This is a genomic window from Streptomyces sp. NPDC016845 (assembly GCF_044332585.1).
Taxonomy (GTDB): Bacteria; Actinomycetota; Actinomycetes; order Streptomycetales; family Streptomycetaceae; genus Streptomyces.
On record NZ_JBIRPI010000005.1, the window covers coordinates 295,042 to 313,414 of the forward strand.

The 18,373-nt window shown below is 73.7% G+C and carries 15 protein-coding genes; 10 read left to right on the plus strand and 5 right to left on the minus strand.

Annotated features, from left to right (window positions below; all coding sequences use genetic code 11):
- The first annotated feature begins 19 nt into the window (after window positions 1-19).
- The 5 genes from ACH4RC_RS17255 to ACH4RC_RS17275 all read left to right on the plus strand — a co-directional run bounded on the left by ACH4RC_RS17255 (window position 20) and on the right by ACH4RC_RS17275 (window position 5,549).
- Window positions 20-1,432 carry a helix-turn-helix domain-containing protein gene (locus ACH4RC_RS17255; RefSeq protein ID WP_398201153.1) on the plus strand — a complete coding sequence of 471 codons (1,413 nt, stop codon included), beginning with the start codon at window positions 20-22 and terminating at the stop codon, window positions 1,430-1,432.
- Between the two features lie 100 nt (window positions 1,433-1,532).
- Window positions 1,533-2,003, plus strand: a complete 471-nt coding sequence (locus ACH4RC_RS17260; RefSeq protein WP_398201156.1) for a hypothetical protein — start codon at window positions 1,533-1,535, stop codon at window positions 2,001-2,003.
- A 70-nt stretch (window positions 2,004-2,073) separates the two neighbouring features.
- Window positions 2,074-3,000 (plus strand): hypothetical protein, encoded by a 927-nt coding sequence (locus ACH4RC_RS17265; RefSeq protein WP_398201159.1) that lies wholly within the window; start codon window positions 2,074-2,076, stop codon window positions 2,998-3,000.
- Entirely contained in the window at window positions 2,997-3,503 is a 507-nt protein-coding gene (locus tag ACH4RC_RS17270; RefSeq protein WP_398201162.1) for a hypothetical protein, read from the plus strand. The genes ACH4RC_RS17265 and ACH4RC_RS17270 overlap by 4 nt, the downstream gene beginning before the upstream one ends.
- A 69-nt stretch (window positions 3,504-3,572) precedes the next feature.
- Window positions 3,573-5,549, plus strand: a complete 1,977-nt coding sequence (locus tag ACH4RC_RS17275) for an FUSC family protein (RefSeq protein WP_398201164.1) — start codon at window positions 3,573-3,575, stop codon at window positions 5,547-5,549.
- Between the two features lie 43 nt (window positions 5,550-5,592).
- On the opposite strand, the gene snpA is transcribed toward ACH4RC_RS17275, so the two are convergent.
- On the minus strand, window positions 5,593-6,267 hold the full coding sequence (gene snpA / locus ACH4RC_RS17280; protein WP_398201594.1) for a snapalysin: 675 nt from the start codon (window positions 6,265-6,267) through the stop codon (window positions 5,593-5,595).
- Window positions 6,268-6,452: 185 nt separating this feature from the next.
- Between snpA and ACH4RC_RS17285 the strand changes: the two genes are divergently transcribed.
- From ACH4RC_RS17285 to metG, 3 genes are all read left to right on the plus strand, one after another.
- Window positions 6,453-7,388, plus strand: coding sequence for a LysR family transcriptional regulator (locus ACH4RC_RS17285; protein ID WP_398201167.1), 936 nt, complete (start codon window positions 6,453-6,455; stop codon window positions 7,386-7,388).
- A 157-nt stretch (window positions 7,389-7,545) separates the two neighbouring features.
- A complete protein-coding gene (locus ACH4RC_RS17290) occupies window positions 7,546-10,059 on the plus strand; it encodes a VWA domain-containing protein (protein ID WP_398201170.1) in 2,514 nt (837 codons plus the stop codon).
- 155 nt (window positions 10,060-10,214) lie between these two features.
- On the plus strand, window positions 10,215-11,942 hold the full coding sequence (metG, locus tag ACH4RC_RS17295; RefSeq protein ID WP_398201172.1) for a methionine--tRNA ligase: 1,728 nt from the start codon (window positions 10,215-10,217) through the stop codon (window positions 11,940-11,942).
- Window positions 11,943-11,987: 45 nt separating this feature from the next.
- Here metG and ACH4RC_RS17300 read toward each other — a convergent pair whose 3' ends face one another.
- From ACH4RC_RS17300 to ACH4RC_RS17310, 3 genes are read right to left on the minus strand one after another with little or no spacing between them, the layout of a single operon-like run.
- A complete protein-coding gene (locus tag ACH4RC_RS17300) occupies window positions 11,988-12,752 on the minus strand; it encodes a hypothetical protein (RefSeq protein ID WP_398201175.1) in 765 nt (254 codons plus the stop codon).
- A complete protein-coding gene (locus ACH4RC_RS17305) occupies window positions 12,749-14,191 on the minus strand; it encodes a hypothetical protein (RefSeq protein ID WP_398201178.1) in 1,443 nt (480 codons plus the stop codon). The genes ACH4RC_RS17300 and ACH4RC_RS17305 overlap by 4 nt, the downstream gene beginning before the upstream one ends.
- Window positions 14,188-15,144: an ABC transporter ATP-binding protein gene (locus tag ACH4RC_RS17310; RefSeq protein ID WP_398201180.1), complete on the minus strand. Its 957-nt coding sequence runs from the start codon at window positions 15,142-15,144 to the stop codon at window positions 14,188-14,190. The genes ACH4RC_RS17305 and ACH4RC_RS17310 overlap by 4 nt, the downstream gene beginning before the upstream one ends.
- Window positions 15,145-15,474: 330 nt before the next feature.
- Between ACH4RC_RS17310 and ACH4RC_RS17315 the strand changes: the two genes are divergently transcribed.
- Window positions 15,475-16,575: a sensor histidine kinase gene (locus ACH4RC_RS17315; protein ID WP_398201183.1), complete on the plus strand. Its 1,101-nt coding sequence runs from the start codon at window positions 15,475-15,477 to the stop codon at window positions 16,573-16,575.
- Window positions 16,572-17,264, plus strand: a complete 693-nt coding sequence (locus ACH4RC_RS17320) for a response regulator (RefSeq protein ID WP_398201186.1) — start codon at window positions 16,572-16,574, stop codon at window positions 17,262-17,264. Before ACH4RC_RS17315 ends, ACH4RC_RS17320 begins: the two co-directional genes overlap by 4 nt.
- Here the strand turns inward: ACH4RC_RS17320 and ACH4RC_RS17325 are convergent.
- Complete coding sequence (locus ACH4RC_RS17325; RefSeq protein ID WP_398201189.1) at window positions 17,261-18,184, minus strand: intradiol ring-cleavage dioxygenase; 924 nt, start codon at window positions 18,182-18,184, stop codon at window positions 17,261-17,263. The two genes, ACH4RC_RS17320 and ACH4RC_RS17325, sit on opposite strands and share 4 nt — an antisense overlap.
- Window positions 18,185-18,373 lie beyond the last annotated feature (189 nt).

Consider the following 18,373-nt stretch of genomic DNA (forward strand, 5'->3'; position numbering starts at 1 on the left):
TTCGCTTACGGTTGCCCACGTGCTTCCGCCGCCGTCCCCGCTCTCGCCCCCGTCCGTGCCCCAGGCGCCGCCCGCCGAGGCCGTCACCCCGCTGATCCGGGGCCTCGACGTGCTGCGGCGTCTCACGGACGCGGACGCCACGCTCGCCCTCGCCGAACTCGCCCGCGCCACCGGGCTCGCCCGCTCCACCGTCGACCGGGTCTGCGCGACCCTGGCCCACCTCGGGTACGTGCGTCTCGACGGGCGGGACGCCTCCCTCGCCCCGCCCCTCATGGCCGTCGCCAACGCCTGCCTCGACGCGCTGCGGGTGCCGGAACTCCTCGGTCCGCTCGCCGACCGCCTCGCCGACACCCTCGACGAGTCCGTCTCCCTCGCGGTCCCCGACGGCCCGGACATCCGCTTCGTGCACCAGGTGCTGAGGCGGCGCGCGCTGTCCATCAGCTTCCGGGTCGGTGACGCGCTGCCCCTCGCCGGGTCGGCGCCGGGGCTCGTCTTCCGGGACGGGGTGCCGCTGGCGGTCGACGACCAGTTGGTGGAGCCGGGGCTCATCGCGGTGGCCGTACCCGTACGGGGCCCTGCCGGGGACGTGGTCTGCGCGGTGAGCGTGGTGAGCCATACGAGTCGGCACGGGGTGGCTTCGTTGAGCCGGGCTGTCCGCGAGGAGCTGGACGCGTGCGTCGCGGAGATGGAAGAGGCACTGGCCACTTCGCCGCACCCCCAGGGGCTCCGCCCCGGCCCCCGCTCCTCGATCGCCGGAGGGCCTGTCATCGGCCCCGTCGCCTCGCTCGCCCGCGGGCTCAGTCTGCTGACCGCCTTCGACGCCGCGCACCCCGCCCTGACCCTGAGCCGGATCGCCGAGCGGACCGGGCTCGCCCGGGCGACGGCGCGGCGCGCCCTGCTCACGTACCAGCACCTGGGCTACGCCGCGCCGGAGGCGAACCGTACGTACCGGCTCACGCCGCGCGTGCTGGCCCTCGGCTGCGCCCCGCTGTCCCGTACGACGCTGCCTCGCATTGCCGCCCCGCACCTCGCGGCGCTCTCGGAGCGGCTCGGGGAGTCCGTCGGCCTCTCCGTACGGGACTCCGTGCCGGACGGCGACTGGGTGCGGTGCACGGCCCGGGTCGCTCCGCGCCGGGTCATGGCCGTCGACATCGGCGTCGGCTCGCGGCTGCCCGCCGCGGTGACGGCGGCCGGGCACGTGCTCTCCGAGGGGACGGAGACGGCCGTGGTGGACGGACCGGAGGACGGGCTGCGGTCCGTGGCCGTCCCCGTGCGGGACCGGGACGGGCGCGTCGTCTCCGCGCTCGACGTCACCGGCCACCAGGGCCGCGGGGCCACCGGGGACTGGGCGCGGGCGCTGCGGGCGACCGGCGCGGCTGTCGCCGCCGACCTGCACGTGACCTCGCGGTTCGTGGCCGTACCGGCCCACTGAGAACCGGTCGTCGCGGAGCCGCCGCGTTGCGGAACGTACGCGGGCGGCCGTCAATGGAGTGACGGCTAACGGCACAGGGGGCATCTGAAAGGAGCCCGTCATGGCTCACGCGGCACCCGCACCGGCCCGTTCCACACAGGCCGGCCGCCCCGCGACCCCGTCGGCGTCCATGACCGCACTGGCCCTGCCGGTCCTCGCCGGCATCCTCTACGGGTTCTGGGCGGCGAACATCGAGCGCTACGGCCACGAGGTGACCGGCGGCAACATCGCGCTCGGCCTGATCAGCGGCGTCCTCGTCGCGGCGCTCTGCTTCGGCATCCACCTCTGGAGCGCCCGCCAGGGCGTCCGCCACATCCTGCTGCGCGCCCTGGTCTGGGGCGTCTTCGCCGGTGCCGCCATCGGCTTCCTGCACAGCCTCGCGAACGGGGCGGTCGTCTGGTCCATGCTCCTCGGCCTGGCCGTGGGCGTCGGAGTCCTCCTCGGAACCCTCTACCGCTTCTACTCGTCCAGCGAGTACACCGACGCGCACAAGGCCGCCCCCACCCGGGGACGCACCCTCGTCACCAAGTGACCCGGCCCGCCGTACCCCGAATGCGGGCCCCCCGCTCGCGGCCCACGCGCGCGGGGCCTTGCCTTGGAGGGTGAACCGCACCGTCCGCGCCGCGCTCGCCCCCGTGCTCCTCGTCCTCGCCTGCCTCCTCGTCCCCCTAGGCACGCTCTCCACCTGGGCCAGGTACGAGATCGGCGACAGTGACCGGTACGTGGCGGCGATGGCGCCGCTCGCCGGCGACGAGGACGTACGGAACACGGTCGGGGCCGCGGTGACCACCGGGATCATGAAGAACATCAGCGTCGGCCCGCTGCAGTCCACCGTCGAGCAGTACCTGCACGACGCCGTCGTCTCGTTCACGGACACCGACGCGTTCAAGAAGGCGTGGGACACCGCCAACCGCGCCGCCCACGACGCGGTGCAGCGCGCCCTCGACGAGGGCGGCACCGGCGCCGTCACCCTCGACCTGGCGCCCGTCACGAAACAGGTGAAGCAGCAGCTGGAGGACGACGGCGTGCCCTTCGCGGCGCAGATCCCGGTCACCCACACCGAGATCACCGTCCTGTCCGCCGGTGAGTTCGCCAAGCTGCGCAAGGGGTTCCACCTGCTCCAGGTCGCGGGGGTGTGGCTGCCGCTCGCCGCCCTCGTCCTCACCGTCGCGGGCCTGCTCCTGGCGCTGCGCCGCCGCCGCGCCGTCGTCGCCACGGCGCTCGGCATGGCCCTCGGCGCCGCCGCGCTGCTCCTCGCGCTGACGATCGCCCGCTCCCTCACCCTCGGCGACCTCGACAACGACACCGACAAGGCGACGGCGGGCGCGGTGTACGACGCGCTGACGTCGTCGATGCGGACCGTGTCCTGGGTGATCGTGGGGGTGGGCTCGGCGGTCGCGGTCGCGGCGTGGCTGACCAGGTTTCACCCGTTCGGCCGCACCGGGGATGCCGAGGCGCCGGAGCAGGACGAGCCTTCCCCGTATACGAGCCGTGACACGAGGCGCGAGACGAGGAGGGCTTCCCCATGAGCCAGACGACTCCCCCCGGCACACCGCCGCCCGACACCCCGCCGTCCAGCACACCGCCGCCCCCGGCACCCGACCCGGGCCCGGACCCGACGGCCGGTTCGCACAAGCGCGGGGACGACGGTGGCCTGGCCACCGGCGGCACCGTGTTCGCCGGCGTCCTGATGCTGGTCAGCGGCGTCCTCGGGATCCTCGACGGCATCGCGGGCATCGCCAAGGACGACGTGTTCGCCCGCGTCGGCGACTACGTCTACTCCTTCAACCTCACCGCGTGGGGCTGGATCCACCTGATCCTCGGCATCCTCGTCGCCCTCACCGGCTGGGGCATCCTCAAGGGCGCCGACTGGGCACGCGGCGTGGGCATCGGCCTCGCCTCGCTCTACGTCATCGAGTACTTCCTCTTCCTGCCGTACGCGCCCGTCTGGTCCGTCATCTCCATCGGCATCGGCGTCTTCGTCATCTGGGCGCTCGCGCACCACGACGGCCACCGGCGCACGGCCGCCTGACCACGCGTCCGCGGGCCCGCGAGCTTGCGGGCCCGCGGAGGGGAGCGGCGAAGATCGCATACTGGTCCCATGCCGCCCCGCCGCCGCCTGACACCCCCCGACTGGCTGGTCAGAACGCTCAAGCCGCAGCGCGCCCCGGTCCCCTGGCCCGCAGTGGCACGGGCATCGGTCGCCATGTCGGCGCCGCTCGCCGCCGGCCTGGCCACCGGCCACACCGCCTACGGCGCCCTCGCCTCCATGGGCGCCCTCAGCGGGGTCATCGGCGACACGGCGGACGCGTACCGCATGCGCATCCTGAACATCGCCGTCCCGCAGCTGTCCGGCGCGGTGGGCGTGGCGGTCGGCACGCTGGTGAACGGGCAGGGCTGGTTCGCGGTCGTGGCGGTCACGGCCGTCGCGCTCGTCTCCGGGATGATCTCGACGATCGGCGCGGTCGCCTCCGTCGCCGGGCTGCTGCTCCTGCTCAACTGCGTGGTGGGCGCGGGGCTGCCGATGCCCGGCGACTGGTGGCTCGCCCCGCTGCTCATGACCAGCGGCGGCGCGCTCGTCCTGCTCCTCGCGCTGCTCGCCTGGCCGCTGCGCGGCGGTGTGCCCGAACGGGCGGCGGTCGCGTCGACGTACCGGGGCGTCGCCCACCTCCTGGAGGCCGCGAGCCAGGACCCGGTCGGCTACGCCGAGGCCCGGTTCGCCGTCACCCAGTCCCTCAACCAGGCGTACGACCTCGTTCTCGCCCGGCGCGCCCGCACCCACGGCCGCAACCCGGAGCAGGTGCGGCTGGTGGCGCAGCTGAACGCGGTGACACCGGTGGTCGAGGCGGCTCCCGCCGTCCATCAGTGCGGGGTGCCGCTGCCGCCGCAGGTGCCGGACGCGGTGCGCGCGCTCGCCGACACCATCGCCGCCGGACGGCCCGCCGAGGCCGCCCCGCTCACGCTGCCCGAGCCCGACGGCCCCGCCGCGCGCGCCCTCGACCACGCGGTGCGGCACGCGGCGGAGGTCGCGGCGCGCACCGGGGAGAACGACTTCACCAACGTCGACGACCGCCTCGGCCACCCCGCCGCCCTACGGGTACGGGCCCGCCGCGGCGCCCGCAACGTCCTCCTCTCCGGCGCCTCCTGGCGCTACGGCCTGCGCCTCGCCCTGTGCATCGGCACCGCCCAGATCCTCGTGTCGACCGTGCCGGTGCCGCGCTCCTACTGGGTGGCGCTGACCATCACGTTCGTCATGAAGCCCGACTTCGGGTCCGTGTTCTCGCGGGCGGTCCTTCGCGCCGTCGGCACGGCGGCCGGGCTCGTCGTCGCGGCGGCCGTGCTCGCGGAGGTGCCGCTCGGCTGGTGGGACGTGCCGGTGATGCTGCTGCTCGCGCCGCTCATCCCCGCGCTCACGCCCCGCGGCTACGCCTTCCAGACGGCGGCGATCACCCCGGTCATCCTGCTCCTCTCCGACCTCCTCAACCACCAGGGCACGGCGCTGCTCGGCCCCCGCCTCCTGGACAGCCTGACGGGGTGCGCGATCGCCCTCGTAGCGGGGTATCTGCTGTGGCCGGAGAGCTGGCACACGCGGATCGGCGACCGGCTCGCCGACGCGGTGGCCGACACGGCGTCGTACGTGGAGTGCGCGTTCGGCAGCGCGGAGGAACCGGCCGTACGGGCGCGGATGCGGCGCCGCCTGTACCGGGACCTGTCCGTCATCCGCACCGAGTTCCAGCGGGCGCTCACGGAGCCGCCGCCCACGGGGAGGCGGGCGGCGGCGTGGTGGCCCCTGGTCGTCGCGGTCGAACGCATCGTGGACGCGACGACCGCGGCGCGGGTCCGGGTCCGGCACGGTGCCGCTCCGCCCACGGCGGCGGAGGTGACCCAGGTGGTGCGGCAGTTGCGGGAGCTGTCGCAGGGGTTGCGGGACGCGGTGGTTCTGGAGGAGGTACGGGTGGAGTTCGGCGCCCCCGCCGCCGACGGCGCCGGGGTCCTGGAGCACGTACGCCAGGAGGTGGCGGCGGCGCGGGCGATCGGGGTGCGGGGCGGGCCCACGGCGGAGATGATCCGTCCGTAGACCCGCCCCGGCCGGGCGTGGTGACGGGTTGCTCCTGTTGCTCCTACCGGAGCTGGGCCCCGGCCTTCTCCAGGGCCTTGGCGAAGCCGTTGGCCCACAGGGAGTTGACGCGGGAGCGCTCGGTGGCGTTCGGGTACGCGTTGGTGCAGGACGTGCCGGGGCCGCCGCCCGACATCAGCTCGCTGCACGGACCCGAGTAGTGGTCCGGCAGGCCGAGCACGTGACCGGTCTCGTGGGCGGTGACGCGGGTGGAGTTGTACTGCTGGTTCTGCGCGTAGTCGAGGAAGACGTAGCCCCGGCCGTGCCCGTCCGTGGACGCGTACGAACCGCGCGAGTCGTTGCCCTCGCGGTACGAGAAGTTGCCGGTGCCGGTCGTCGACGCGAGCTTGACGTTCGTGACCGACGAGTTCCAGATGGACGTGCTGTTCGCTATCTGCGTCCGGAAGGACGGCGCACGCGACGCGTTGTAGGTGACGGTGACCTGCGCGGCGAGCGGGTTCGCGGCGCGCTGCTCGGCGACGGACTTCACGACCGCCTCGAAGAACGCCTTGTTGGCGGCGGCGTCCTCGGTCGAGCCGGTGTAGCCCGCTCTGACGGTCTCCGCCCGCTCCTGGGGCGCCGGTTGCGCGGTGGCGGGACCGGCCGCGAGCGCGGTGACGGTGAGTCCGGCGCCGAAGGCTGCCGCGAGGAGACGGATGACTGTGGGGGGTGCTGTCATGGTCATGCAAGTGAGTGTGGGGGCGGGCGGGGCGGCTGGGGATGATGGCACTTGGGGATAGCGCGGTGTTATCGCCGACGGCGGGCGGCCGCTCGTGACAGCGGTGAAAAATGGCCGTGATGGTGCGGGGTAGTACGTGACGGACCACTGGTGCGGCCCCCGCGCTCGCCCTACGCTCAGCGCCCATGGAGCTCGACATACGGCACCTGCGCGCCGTGTGCGCGATCGAGGACACCGGCAGCCTGCACAAGGCCGCGCGTCAACTCGGCCTGACGCAGCCCGCGTTGAGCACACAGCTGCGCCGTATCGAGGCGTTCGTCGGCGGCCCGCTGTTCACCCGGGAACGCACCGGGTGCCGGGCGACCCCGCTGGGCCGGATCCTGCTGACCCGGGCCCGTCCGCTGATCGACGGTCTCGGCACGCTCGTCGACGAGGCCCGCGCGGTCGCGGCGGCGACGGCCGAAGGACCCGGCCGGCTCCGGATCGGCTCCACGGCGAGCCGGGCGCTGCCGGGGTGGCTGCGGCGGCTTCGGGCCAACGCCGAGTTCCTGGGCACGGAGCCGACCCTGCGGGTGGACGTCTCCGCGCACGCGCTGCTGCGGCGGGTCGCCGAGGGCGGGCTCGACGTGGCGTTCGTGCACGAGGTGGAGGGCAGCCCGCTGCGGATGCCGCCGGGCCTCGTGTGGCGGGTGCTGGTGGAACGTGAACCGCAGTTCGTGTCGCTGTCGACGGACCACCCGGCGGCGGGCCGCAGCGTGGTGAGACTGTCCGACCTGGCGGGCGACCGCTGGATGGTCGACCCCACGGTGGACGGCGAATGGGACGGCCTGCTGCGGGCGTTGCGCTCCGCGGGGCTGCAACCGCGCGTCCTGCACGGCGACTACCTCACGGCGGCGTCCCTCGTCGCGACGGGCGAGGTGGTGGCCCTGTGCCAGCCGACCTCCCGCTCCCGCACCGACATGGCCATCCGGCCGCTGTACGGGGATCCGGTGGGCGTACGACTGCTGCTGGCGGCCCGGAGCGAGACGCTGCTCGACGCGGTGCTGCCCGATCTCCGGGCCGCTTACGGGGAGGCGGCGCGGCAGGCTCCGGCGTACCACTTCCAGGAGGACCCGGTCTGAGGCGTCGTCCTGGCCGGGTGAAACGGGCGGCCCGTCGGGGGGATCGTCGGCGGACCCTTCCCAAGATCACCCCCCGCGGCGGCTAACCTTACGTGTCCGCCCTGGCCAGGGGTTCCAGGGGACGTTCGGGGACCAACTCATGCGGAAGGTTGCGCACATGGGCATTCTGGATCTGCTGCGGAACGCGTTCGGGCGGTCCCGAAAGAGGGACACGGAGCCGCTTGCCGCGGATTCGCCGGATTCGACGCGGCCCGCGCCCAGTGAGCCTCCCGCCCGGCCGGCGGTCCCCGCCCCGTCCCGCGGCGAGGCCGACGACCTGGTCGCCGCGGCCTTCGACAACATCACGGTCCCGAAGCCGTCCCCTCCGGGGGATGCGGGGGCGCGGGCCGCGGCTGACGCGGGGGTACCCGCGCAGAAGTCGGCGCCGGATGAGGGGGTGGCCGGGGCGGGGGCCTCGGAGCCCGTGACCGGCTCGGCGCCGGATGAGGGGTCGGCCGGGGCGGAGGCCTCGGAGCCGGATGAGGGGCTGACCGGGGCGGACGCCTCAGAGCCCGTGACCGGCTCGGCGCCGGACGCGGACGGCTCGGGGCGGACCGCCGACGCGGCGGGGGCTGAGAGCCCGGCGCCGGACGCGGACGACTCGGCGAAGGCCGCAGGCCCGGTTGAGACCTCGGGAAAGGTGGCTGACGCGGGCGAGGCCGAGGGGGCGGCGGCCGTCCCGGCGCAGGCTGGTGCCGCCCCGGATGCGGCCCCGGCCTCGGCCCCGGCTTCGGCCCCGGCCGAGGAGGCGGCTGAGACCGCCGACAAGGTCGGTGACACGGGCGAGGCCGAGGGGTCGGCGACGACGGACAGCCCGGCGCAGGCCGCAGCCCCGGACGAGGAGAGCACGGCGAAGGCCGCGGCCCCGGTTGAGGGAAGCACCGCTGCTGCGGACGAGACCCCGGACCAGGGCGCGGACGCGGGTGAGGCCACGGGGTCGGCGACGACGGACAGCACGGCCAAGGTCGCAGCCCCGGACGAGGGCAGCACCGCTGCTGCGGACAAGACCCCGGACCAGGGCGCGGACGCGGGTGAGGCCGAGGGGTCGGCGACGACGGACAGCACGGCGAAGGCCGCAGGTCCGGACGAGGAGAGCACGGCGAAGGCCGCGGCCCCGGTTGAGGGAAGCACCGCTGCTACGGACGAGACCCCGGACCAGGACGCGGACACGGGTGACGCCACGGGGTCGGCCACGACGGACAGCACGGCCAAGGTCGCAGCCCCGGACGAGGAGAGCACGTCCGCCATCACCCCCGCACCCGAGGCCAGCCCGGCGAAGGCCGCGGCCCCGGACGAGGCGGCTGGCGCGGGCAAGGGTGAAAGCCGGGTGGCGGAGGACGCCCCGGCGACGACGGACGACTCGGCCGCAAGCGCAAGCGAAGCCAGGCCTTCGGCGACGGTGGATGCCCCGGACAAGGGCAGCAGCCCGGCTGCTGCCAAGGGCGCTGACGCGGCCGAGGTCACCGTTCCGGTGACGGAGGACGACTCGGTCGAGGCTGCGGCATCGGATGAGAAGCCCGTCCAGGCAGCGGCCGAGGAAGAGGCCCCGGCCGCTGCCTCCGAAACCCCGGGCCGGCCCGCGAGCGCGGGCGGCGCTGAGGGCTCGGCGAAGAGCGAGGCAGCCACCGCGACCGGGGGGACCAGCCCCGCTGCGCCCGACGCCCCGGCCGACTCCGCCGACGTCGCCAAGGGCTCGGACCCGGCGGAGCCGAACGGTCCGGCCGCGGACAGCCCCGCACGGGGGTCGAGCCCCGCCGCGACCAAGGCCCCCGCCAAGACGGACAGCCCGGCGGAGCCGGAAGTTGCCGCAACTGGGGCGAAGCCCGCCGCGCGGAAGAAGGCCCCCGCCAAGACCACGGCCGAGCCCTCGGACGGCGAGGCCGCGGCGAAAACGGCCACCCCCGCCGGCAGCAAAACCGCGACAAAGCAGACCGCCAAGTCGAAGGCCCCGGCCAAGACCGCACCCGCTGCCGCCGCCAAGGCCACCGCCAAGGCAGTCGCCCCAGGGCTCGTAGCCGCCCACAAAGCCGCCGGCGCCGCCCTGGAGGCGCGGGGACTGACCGGAACCCGCGCCCGCGTGTACCTCGTACTGGACCGCTCAGGGTCGATGCGCCCGTACTACAAGGACGGCTCCGCAAGCGCCCTGGCCGAGCAGACGCTCGCCCTCGCCGCGCACCTGGACGACCGCGAGACCCCGGCCGTCCACACCGTCTTCTTCTCGACGGACATCGACGCCACCGGCGACCTCACCCTCGACGACACCTACGAGGGCAAGATCGACGAGTGGCACGCGGCCGCGGGCCGGATGGGCCGCACCAGCTACCACCGCGCCATCGAGGAGATCGTCGCGCACCACACCAAGAGCGACGACCCGACCGCCCCCGCCCTGGTCGTCTTCCAGACGGACGGCCCCCCGGACACCCAGCGCCCGGCGAACGAGGCCCTGGCCAAGGCGGCGAGCCACCCGCTCTTCTTCCAGTTCGTCGCGTTCGGCGAGCACGAGGCGAAGGGCTTCGACTACCTCCGCAAGCTGAAGGCCGACAACGCCGCCTTCTTCCACGCGGGCCCGGCCCCGCTCGAGCTGACCGACGCCGAGCTCTACGAAGGCGTACTGGCGGCCTGGCGCCCATAGACCCGGCTCACCTGCCCCGTGGCCGTCCGCGCAGCAAAACACCGCGCGGGCGGCCGCCCCATGTCGGCTACGATTTCTGGATTCACATCCCGCAGCCGGAACACGGAACCCGTCACTGCGCGCACCACATCGTCACGACCTGGGAGCAGCCCCCGATGGCTCGACACCTCATCACCAGCGCCCTTCCCTACATCAACGGGATCAAGCACCTGGGCAACATGGTGGGGTCCATGCTCCCGGCCGACGTGTACGCCCGCTACCTGCGCCGCCGCGGCCACGACGTGCTGTACATCTGCGCGACGGACGAGCACGGCACCCCGGCCGAGCTGGCCGCGAAGGAGCGGGGCCTGCCGGTCGCCGAGTTCTGCGCGCAGGCGCACGACGCGCAGAAGGCGATCTACGACGGCTTCGCGCTCGCGTTCGACCACTTCGGCCGCAGCTCGTCCCCGCAGAACGCGGAGCTGACCCAGCACTTCGCCCGCCGCCTGAACGAGAACGGGTTCATCGAGGAGCGGGCCATCCGCCAGGTGTACTCGCCCGCCGACGGCCGTTTCCTCCCGGACCGCTATGTCGAGGGCACCTGCCCGCACTGCGGCTACGACAAGGCCCGCGGCGACCAGTGCGAGAACTGCACCCGTGTCCTCGACCCGACGGACCTGATCGAGCCGCGCAGCGCGATCTCCGGCTCGACCGAGCTCGAGGTCCGCGAGACGAAGCACCTCTTCCTCCTCCAGTCCAAGCTCCAGGGCGAGGTCGAGGCGTGGATCGACGAGGTCGCCGACGAGTGGCCGCAGCTCTCCTCCTCCATCGCCCGCAAGTGGCTGACCGAGGGCCTGAACGACCGCGCGATCACCCGTGACCTGGACTGGGGCGTCCCGGTCCCCGCGGACACCTGGCCCGAGCTGGCGGCCGACGGCAAGGTCTTCTACGTATGGTTCGACGCCCCGATCGAGTACATCGGCGCGACGAAGGAGTGGGCCGACCAGGCCCCCGACGGCGAGACCCGGGACTGGAAGTCCTGGTGGTACGAGCCGGCCGGCGCCACCGACGTCCGGTACACGGAGTTCATGGCGAAGGACAACGTGCCGTTCCACAGCGTCATGTTCCCGGCCACCGAGATGGGCATCCGGGAGCCGTGGAAGAAGGTCGACTATCTGAAGGCCTTCAACTGGCTGACCTACTACGGCGGCAAGTTCTCCACCTCCCAGAAGCGCGGCGTCTTCACCGACCAGGCCCTGGAGATCCTCCCGGCGGACTACTGGCGCTACTTCCTCATCGCGAACGCGCCCGAGTCCGACGACTCCTCCTTCACCTGGGAGCACTTCACGGCGACGGTCAACAAGGACCTGGCCGACACCCTCGGCAACTTCGTCAACCGCGTCCTGTCCTTCTCCCGCAAGCGCTTCGGCGACGACGTCCCGGCGGGCGGCGAGCCCGGCGAGGCGGAGACGAAGCTCGGCGAGCAGATCGCCGAGCTCCTCGCCGAGTACGAGACCCAGATGGAGGCCCTCCAGTTCCGCAAGGCCGCGGCCGCGCTGCGCGCCCTGTGGTCGGCGGGCAACTCCTACCTGGAGGAGAAGGCCCCCTGGCTGGAGATCAAGACCAACCCCGAGGGCGCCGCCCTCACCCTCCGTACGGCGATGAACCTCATCCACCTCTACTCGGTGGTCTCCGAGCCGTTCATCCCGACGTCCGCGGCGGCGATGCGCGCGGCGTTCGCCCTCACGGACGACACCCACACCTGGATCAGCGCCGACGAGGCGAAGTCCCTGACCCTGGTCCCCGCGGGCACCGCCTTCACCGTCCCGCCGGTCCTCTTCGCGAAGATCACGGACGAGGACCTGGTCTCGTACAAGGAGCGGTTCGGCGGCGCCCCCGAGTAGCACCGGCAGGTGGTGGCCCCCGAGTAGCACCGGCAGGTGGTGGCGTCACGCGTCCCGGACGCGCAGCGCCACCCAGCCCCCGGCCAGGGCCACCACGGCATACCCGGCGAGCACCGACAGCCCGGTGACGGGCCCGAGCGGCGCCGTCCCCGTACTCGTCGGCGCGACTGTCTGGACGGCGAGCCCCGCCGTCATCGGGGACACCTTCTGCACGAGATGCAGCGCGTGCTCGGGCATCTTGATGATCAGGGTGGCGAGGTAGGGCCCGTAGAGCAGCGTGAGCACCGTGCCCACGGCCGCCGCCGCGTGCCGCAGGAGCAGCGCGACGCCCGCGCTCAGCAGCGCGACAAGCAGCAGGTACGCCGCCGTGCCGAGCACCGCACGCCACAACGCCCCGTCGGTGAGCGGCCATCGCGGCCAAGCGGACAGAATCCCACGCCCCGCGAACAGCGCGGCCACGACCGCCGGCAGCGCCGCCGCCGTCACCGCCCCGGCCACCACCACGAGTTTCGCCACGAAGACGGTGGTGCGGCGCGGGTTCGCGGCGAGCGTCGTCCGCATCATCCGTGGGTACTCCGACGACACGACGGCGACCGCGACCAGGACGGCGACGGCCTGCGCGAGGTAGACGCCGGACAGGGAGAGCGCCGTCGGGTCGAGGGTGCCACTCTCCTCGGGGCGGGCGCCCGCCGCGATGAGCGCGGTGAGCGCGACCATGGCGACGGTGAGCCCCGGTACCGTCCACAGCTGTCCCGGTACGGTGCGCAGCTTGGTCCACTCCCCGTGGACGGCCGCCCCCACCCCCGTCATGCGTCCCGCCGGACGAGCCGCCACCGTGCCGCTCCGAGCACGAGGATCACGTACAGGCACAGCACACCGAAGCCCGCCCACGGGGTGGTCGCGTCCTCGATGAGGTGCCTGGTCTGCTGGATCGCCATGCCGGCGACGGGCGTCGCGCTGCCGACGACGTCGTCGAGCGTGATGGAGGTCGTGGCGGCGACGACCGGCAGCACGACCACCGTCACGAACATCAGGACGACGGCGGGCACGGTACGCCGCAGCAGCGCCCCGACACCCAGACTCAGGACGGCGATCAGCGCGAGGAACGCGGCGCTGCCGACGACGGCACGGACGCTGTCCGGGTCGGTGAGGGCGGGGTTGTCGAAAAGGGGCGGCCGGAAGCCGTTCTCGCGCTGGTACGGCCGGGCAAGGAGGAACGCGGTGACGCTGCCCACGAGGCCGACGGCGAACACCGCCGCCCCGAGCACCACCGCCTTCGCCGCCAGGACCCGGCCGCGGCGCGGGCTCGCGGTGAACGTCGTGCGCAAGGTGCCCGTCCTGTACTCGGACGTGACGGACAGGACGCCGAGCGCGATCACCGCGAGCGCGGCGAACTGCGTCCCGTCGTCCAGGGACTGCCGCACGAGATCGATCTCCGGGCCGCCTCCGACCCCGCCCATGCCGAGCCCGCCGAGGTCCCCGCTGCCGGTGAGGGTGAGCGCGCCGGCGGTGCGGTGGAGGGTGCCTGCTGGGGCGGCGGCGTCCGGGGGCGGCGCGTTCGCGTCGGGCGGCTGCACGACGTCCGTGTGCCGCCACGCCCCGTGCGTACGGGGAAAGTCCAGGTGGTCGAAGACGGCCCGGCCCACGGTGGGTACGGGGTGGGCGGTGACCTGGGTGGGCCCGGTGCGCTTCTCGACGGCGCGCTCGGGCGAGGTGACGAAGACACCGGCCTGCGCGGCGGCGGGCAGCCCGCGCACGGTCAGCGCCCCGACGCGCTGCCAGGACCGCCCGTCGTGGGACACGTACCCGGTGACGCGCGCCCCCTCCCGCCGCAGCCGCAGCCACACGGGCGCCCCACTGTCACCGGCGGCGGCGGTCAGCTCGTGCTTCCCGTCGGCCGCCATCCGTACTCCGTGCCCCGGCGTGACCATGAGAGCGGCGTACGAGGATCCGCTCGCCGTTCCGTCCTTGAGCAGCAGCCCGGCCTTCGCCCAGGGGTGGCTGTCGCGCTGCTCGGCGACGCGAACGGTGTAGGCGCTGCCATCCGCACCGGTGCTGCTCCGGTGCGCGAAGCTCACCCCGTCGTACGCGTCCGGGCCGCCGTAGCCGAACGTGCTGCCGCTCGCCGACGCCACCGTCATCAGCAGGAGCAGGCCGAGCAGCGCGAGCAGCGCCAGCGGTGTGCTGCGCACGGACCGCAGCTTCGTCCACTCGGCGCGGAGCGCTCCGCGCACGGTGCCGCCCCTCATGACGCCTCCTGCGATGACGGCACCTGCGATGACGGCTCCTGCGCGCGGAACTGGGTCATGTCGGCGGTCAGCTCCATGTACGCCTCCTCCAACGTGGCCCGGTGGCGCGCGAGTTCGGAGAAGGGTATGTTCCGCGCGCCCAGCAGCGCGGTGACCTGTTCGGCGGCCAGTCCGGTGACCGTCAGGGAGTCGGCACCGGTCACGGCTACGGTGGCGCCCGCGCCGGTCAGCACGGTCATCGCGTCGGCGCGGCGGGCGGTGCGCAGGGCGAGCCGGGCACCGGACACCTCCGCGAGCAGTTCCCCCACGTCCGTGTCGGCGAGCAGCCGCCCGCGCCCGATGACCACGAGGTGGTCGGCGGTGTCCTGCAACTCGCTCATGAGGTGCGAGGAGACGAGCACCGTTCGCCCGTCGGCGGCCAGGCCCTTGAGGAACTGCCGGATCCACTGGATGCCCTCGGGGTCGAGCCCGTTGACCGGCTCGTCGAGGATCAGGATGGGCGGATCACCGAGCAGCGCAGCCGCGATGCCGAGCCGCTGCCGCATGCCGAGCGAGAAGCCTCCGGTGCGCTTCCTGGCGGCGGGGGCGAGCCCGACCTGATCCAGGACGTGGTCGACCCGCCGCGCCGGCAGCCCGCTGTAGTGGGCCAGCCAGAGCAGGTGATCGCGGGCGCGCCGCCCCGGGTGCAGCGCCTCGCAGTCGAGCAGGGCGCCCACGGTGCCGAGGGGGTCGTCGAGCCGCGCGTAGGCCCTGCCCCCGATCAACGCCTCCCCGCCGTCCGGACTGTCAAGCCCGAGCATCATCCGCAAAGTCGTCGACTTCCCCGCCCCGTTGGGCCCCACGAACCCGGTCACCCGCCCCGGCCGCACACTGAAACTGAGCGCGTCCACGGCGACGGTGCCCCCGTACCGCTTGCTCAGGGCTCGCGCCTCGATCGTCATGTCGGTGGTCATGGCCCAGACGGTAGCCACGGGGGTACGGGCGGGCGTCCCACCGGAGCGGGGTCTGTGCCAGGCCGCGCTCCCCCGCGCGGGGGAGAGGCCCGTCGTCCGTCCCCGGCTCCCGTCACGCGCGCCCTGTGGGGCTGCGGCGGAGCCGCATGCTCCAGGGGCACGGGAGACCGCGCGAGCGACCACGACGCACCCACACCCACACTCACACCCGGCAACCCTTCGTAAGGGCCCCTTCCCCCCACAGGGTGACGCCCCTTCCCCGGCCCCCGCCCGATAATGACCCCCATGACGTGGCCCAGGCCAACACAAACCCGCAGACCCGCGGAGCTCATGGCCATCGCCTCTCTGACCCTCGCCGCCCTTACCGAGGTGCTGCGCCCCGCCCTGCCCGCGACCGCGGACCCGCTGGGCCCCACCGCCCTGGCCCTGGCCACCACTCTTCCCCTGATCTTCATCCGCCCCCAGCCCGTACTGGCGGCGCTCACCGTCACCGCAGCGGCGCTGCTCGCCATCCCCGCCTACGGCCACGTCATCCTCTCCGGCCTCCCGGCGCTGGCAATCTCCTTGTACGTCATCGCCCGCCACCACCACGGCCGCACGGCGACCCTCTTCGCCACCCCGTTCGCCCTCTACGCCCTGACCGGCGAGGATCGCGCCGTCCCCCTCCTAATCGGCGCCGCCGCGACACTGACCGCGGGCCACGCTCACCGCACCCGCGCCGACGACACCCGCCGCCGCGCCGCCGACCAGTCGTACACGGGCACGGCCCTGGCCCACGCGGCGCTGGGCGAACGCGCCCGCATCGCACGCGAGTTGCACGACATCGTGGCGCACCACGTGTCGACGATCTCGGTGCAGGCGGAGACGGCCCGCTTCACGACGCCGGGCCTGACGGCGGAGGGCGCGGCGACGTTCCTGGCGATCGGGGACACGGCGCGGCTGGCGCTGACGGAGATGCGCCGCCTGCTCGGTGTCCTGCGCGAGGACCCGCCCGAGACGGCCGCCACCCCACCCGAACGCGCCCCGCAACCCGGCCTCGACCAGCTCGTCGCACTCGTCGACGAGGCCCGGGAGACGGCCGCCGGCGCGGTACGGCTCATCGTGAGCGGACCGGTCACAGCACTCGACCCGGGCCTGGAGCTGACGGCGTACCGCATCGTGCAGGAGGCCCTGACCAACGCCCGCAGGCACGCGCGAGGAGGCGCGGTGGACGTCCGGCTCACGTACGCGCCGCGGCACTTGGCCATACGCGTCCGCGACAGCGGCGCGGGCGCCCCGCCCCACGACACCACCCCGGGCCACGGCCTGCTCGGCATGCGCGAACGCACGGCGATGGCGGGCGGCACGCTTCGCACGGGCCAGGCCCCGGCGGGCGGCTTCCTGGTGGAGGCGACATTGCCGATCGTCGCCACCGAAAGCCACGACTCATGACGGCGGCGACCGATCCCCCCGGCATCCGCGTCGTCGTCGCCGACGACCAGGACGTCGTACGGGCCGGCTTCGGCGCGCTCCTCGACAGCCAGCCGGACTTCACCGTGGTCGGCAGCGCGCCCGGCGGCGCCGACGCGGTCCGCGTCTGCAGGGCGGTCCGCCCCGATCTGGTCCTGATGGACGTACGCATGCCCGGCATGGACGGCATCGAGGCGACGCGCCGGATCGCCCGGGAGCTGCCGGAGACCCGGATCGTGATGCTGACGACGTTCGACCTCGACGCGTACGTGTACGACGCGCTCGCCGCCGGCGCCAGCGGCTTCCTGCTCAAGGACATGCAGGCCGAGCGGCTCTTCGAGGCGGTACGGGTCGTCGCGGCGGGTGAGGCGTTGCTGGCGCCGACGGTGACGCGCCGCCTGATCGCGGAGTTCACGCGGCTGCGCCCACGGGCCGTGCCACCGCGACAGGCCCTCGGTATCGACGCGCTGACCCCGCGCGAACGCGAGGTGCTGCGGCTGATCGCCGAGGGCCTGTCGAACCAGGAGATCGCGGAGCGGCTCGTGGTCGGCGGGGAGACCGTGAAGACCCATGTCAGCCGGGTCCTCGCCAAGCTCGGCGTACGCGACCGGGCGCAGGCGGTGGTGGCGGCGTACGAGTCGGGCCTGGTGGTGCCGCGCTCGGGCGCCTAGGAGGCCGAGGGCGAGGGCGCCGGGGGAGCGGTCCCCGGGTCGTCCTGTCCCTCGTGCGTCTCGTCCGGGTCCACGCCGACCGTGATGGAGGCGACGACACCGCGCGCGATGTGGCCCCTCTTGTAGCGCAGCCGCAGCAGGCCGCCGCTGACGCCGCTCCGGTCGTAGATGGTGTCCTCGGTGAGCGTCGTGCGCTCCGTGGTGCTGGTGGAGTACGGGGCGACCTCGGCGGAGGCGAGGACGGCGGCCTCGTCGAAGAAGAACTGGCCGGTGTGGCAGGTGTGCCCGCCCTCGTAGCCGCTCTCGGTGAGCTTGCCGCCGACATGCACCTTGGTGTGGATGTGCACGGCCCGTCCCCGGTACCAGCCCGGGAAGACCGTCCTGAACTCGACGAACCCGTGCCGGTCGGTGAGCCAGGTGCCGCGCAGGTAGCGGTGGTCGTCGGTCGGCTCGGTCTTCCCGAGACCGCCGCCACCACCCGGCGGCGGCTCGGTCGGCGGCGCAGTGGGTGGCTCGGAACCGCCGGGCCCACCCGGCCCCCCGGGCGGCCCGCCCTGCGACGCGTCCTCGTACCCGGAGTAGATCCCGAGCGCGTCGCAGTGCCAGATGTCGACGGCGGCGTGCTTGAGCGGCCGGCAGCTCTCACTGTCGATCACCTTGACGCGCAGGATCAGCGGGATGCCGTCCTTGTCCTCGGTGACATCACGGCGGATCCTGTCGGCGTCGATGTAGTACGGCCCCTCGGTGGTCTCGGCGGTGAGCCGGTAGCACTCCTCCGCACCCCGTTCACCCTGCCCGGCGAAGGCAACACCACCACCGACAGCAACCGCCGCCACAGCCGCCCCACCGGCGACGACGACCTTGCGTCGCGTGAACTCCGGTACAGCCGCGCCCTCTTGAGGTAACTCGTTCTCCGTCATGGCCGAGGAAGCTAGGGGCGCCTGCTGTCAAAGAGATGGGTGAGAGCTGTGTGTTCCATGTGAGCCGAAAACCGCCGCTCCCATCCCGATGAACGCCGTGTACGCCGTGTACGCCGTGTACGCCGTGTACGCCGAAGGGCCCGGAACCGTCGTTCGGTTCCGGGCCCTTCACACCGCGTCGATCAGCGG